Source organism: Pseudomonas sp. NMI542_15, assembly GCF_021283425.1.
GTDB classification, from domain to species: domain Bacteria; phylum Pseudomonadota; class Gammaproteobacteria; order Pseudomonadales; family Pseudomonadaceae; genus Aquipseudomonas; species Aquipseudomonas fortuita.
The window spans coordinates 1-3,072 of sequence record NZ_JAJSRO010000053.1; the positions used below are offsets into that span (position 1 = coordinate 1).

The 3,072-nt window shown below is 57.4% G+C and carries 2 protein-coding genes; both read right to left on the minus strand.

What is annotated here, in order from left to right:
• Positions 1-41: 41 nt before the first annotated feature.
• Complete coding sequence (locus LU684_RS30325; RefSeq protein WP_232895365.1) at positions 42-278, minus strand: hypothetical protein; 237 nt, start codon at positions 276-278, stop codon at positions 42-44.
• A gap of 239 nt (positions 279-517) precedes the next feature.
• Positions 518-3,072: RHS repeat domain-containing protein (locus LU684_RS30330; protein WP_442964214.1), on the minus strand; the 2,555-nt coding region annotated here is incomplete at its 5' end.

A 3,072-nucleotide genomic window follows, 5' to 3' on the forward strand; every position in this document is an offset into this window, starting at 1 on the left:
TTCGATGGTCAAGTGGGTGTAGTGAGTAGTCATGCAGCACCTTACCTCGGGTGTTGCACTTGGTCACTGAGACCGCCATGGCCCGGCATCTGCCAAGGATTTTCAATCGTGATAATCAGTCGCGATGCTTCCTCCCTGAGGTACTTCACAAGCACAGTATTATCCTTTGGAACCGCCAGCAGTTCGTCCTTGATCGTCATGGCGTCCAACGTTGCCAGGGGTTGTGCACCGGCGTTGCGCATGTGGCGCACGAAACCTGAATTCTTGGCACTGTTCATGTGTAACCTCGCACAAGGTTTACGCTGTATTGAGGCGCAGAACAATCCACCTCCCTTTTCGTCCATACTCGTATCTGCACTGCCCTCACGCAACTGGCACTTTTATCAGTTGACAATGCGCCATACCCTAAGAAATTTTATTCATGGACTGCCGGTTACTGGCTCCCTCGAACTTGCGCGAGGCACCATAAAAAAACCCGCCTGTTACGGCGGGCTTCTAACTATTTGAAAGGGTCTGATTAATATGCCTGACTGGTCAATCTGTCCAACGCATCATACCCATACTCTGCAGTTTCAGCGCGCTGTACGGTGTCACACCACAAGAGCCTGCCGCTTTCCTCACGCCAGGCTGACAACAGCTTCCCTCCAGCCCCTTGTCTGCGCCTAACGCCACTGATTGGGCGTGTTACAGATGGCACATCCACCCTGATCACATTGCCTTGCTCGTCAGCCGTGAATCGCCGATTACCCTGGTCCCAGACACGGTTGCCCTGTTGGTCGAACGCCTCGCCGAACAATTGGGGGGCTTCCACACTGATCAGCCGCCCGAGCCCATCGTACGTCAACTTGCGCCCGGCATCGTCGCAGGTAAGATTGCCATCGCAGTCATATTCCAGCTTGATATTGGTCGGGTAATCTGCATGGCTGTTTTCGATGCGGCTCAGTTGCGCCGGGTCGTCTTCCTCGAAGTAGTACCTGGCCAGGTTATTACCTTCGGGATAGGTCGTACTGACCCGGGTAATGTTGTCCAGTTCATCAAACCGGAACACCTGCTCCCGTATGATATTGCCATACGGGTCCTCGGGAGAAAGGCGGCCCTCGCAATTATAGATGCGCAACCGGCCACGAATGTCGTATACGTAGGTTTCATGGCGTAACACTTCAAGGATTTCACCTTCACCCAGTGTCTTCCACACGATCGCATCTTCCGCATCGTAACCTTGGGTCAGCGATTGCAGCGTAGCGCCCGTGTCGAATTCACGCTTCACTTCTCTGTCGAATTCGTCAAATGCCAGTCGTGTTTCAAGGTATTGGCTACCTTCCGTGGTCCGGGTCTTGAACAGCCGCCCAAGGCCATCGTATTCGAAGTTCGCCGTCATCGTGCCCAATGTCGTTTTGTCCAGCCTGCCGTAGCGGTCGTAGGCATAGGACTGCTGCCCGCCGACTACGTCGGTGTAAGCCAGCTGGCGCCCCAGCAAACTGGTCTGGTAGTGCATGACATGGGTTTCACCCTCATACTCCCGGGTCTCGCTCTTGACCTCCCCGTGGCTGAAATACTCACGCGACAGTACCAGCCCCAGTTCCTCGCAGCGCTTCAGACGCGCGTTCTTGTTGTCGAACTCGTAGTCGGCCTTGATCCCCTTCTCGACGATCTGCCGCAACTGCGGTTCGTCACTGAGCTCAGGCTGATAGCGGTACTCGATCAGTTGATTGCTTGGGGTCAAGACCGTGCTGGGTTTCATCTCGCCCGGCTTGAAACCGAATTCGCGCACCCGCCCACCCGTGATCGATTTGACCATGCGGTCCAGGCCATCGAAACGCTGCTCGCCCAACACCATGCCGTTGACCCTGATCTGGACAGGCAGATCCTCTCGGCTATGCTCGGCGTAGTCGCGGTGCACCACGCTGTCATCAGCGAGGGTTTCATCCATCAGACGATCGAATACATCGTAGACAAAGCGCTGGGTTTCACTGCGAGCATTGACTTCACGCGCTTTGCGCTGCAAACCATCATGGAACGTCAGGTTGATGCTGTACGACTTGGCGTCGGCATCAAACCGCTCGACACGCGCTGGCTCATCGAACAGGGTAAGCCAGGTGACGGTTCTGGCGCTGCGCTGCGTGCCATCAGCGGACTCGCGCCACTGCGTTCGGCTGGGCCCTGGCGAGCCAGAGATGCCAATCGGATCGTAGCGATCAAAGTGACGCACCCTGTCCGCTGCGATTTCGCAATACTGCCGGCCCCAGCCATCGAACAGCATCTGCCGCGGCAACGCCAACTCGCAGGGTTGCTGCTCCGGGTAGTCCATCCAGTCGAAATCGGTTTCGCCAACCAAATTGCCCAGCGCGTCGTATTGGGCAGCATAGCGCGGCCGCCAGCCGGCGCGCTTGTTGACGTCAACATTGTCGGCGTCCTGGCGTGACTGCGCGACCACCCGATTGAGCCCATCGACCAGGGTGCGGGTAATCACCCCCTTGACATCCTTGGCGGTTTGATCGGCCTGCCCGCCCGCCCCGCTGACCAAGGTATAGGTGTATTCGCGCTCGGCTTTCAAGTCTTCGTCATTTGGCGAGACCGTTTCCTTGATCACACGCCGTAAGGCATCGTAAGCGTAAGCGATTTGCACATCATTATCGTCGTAGTTCAGCATGGGCTGGTTGATGAACACAGAATGGTGCAGGGTAGATACCTTCTGGGCGTGGCGAATAGTGCCATCATCAAGCGCTTGGCCATGGTCGAAACCGGTGAAGGTGCGCACCTCCTCCAGCACCTCATCACCCAACTCGGCGCGTTTGGCGAACCGGTGCTCAACTTTCGTATCGTAGCCATTGAGCGTCTGCACCTGCCGGGTCATGCGGCCGTGCTGCAGTGCAGTTGCAGGCGCGTTCTCGTAGTGACGGACGGTGTACTGCAGCCCCTGCTCCTGCTCCCCAATGACCTGCATCAGGTCTTCCTCATGGGCCTCGAGCCAGCCCTTGCCCACCTCTGAGCCGCCCAGCGCTGGCAGGTGCTGGTAACGGAAACGGGTGCGCAGGGTCTGCGCCTGGCCTTCGCCGGTGGTGGCCGGGTGCA

Excerpts from the sequence above, each read along its gene's own strand:
- LU684_RS30325 (WP_232895365.1), bottom strand. The coding sequence starts at position 278 with ATGAACAGTGCCAAGAATTCAGGTTTCGTGCGCCACATGCGCAACGCC.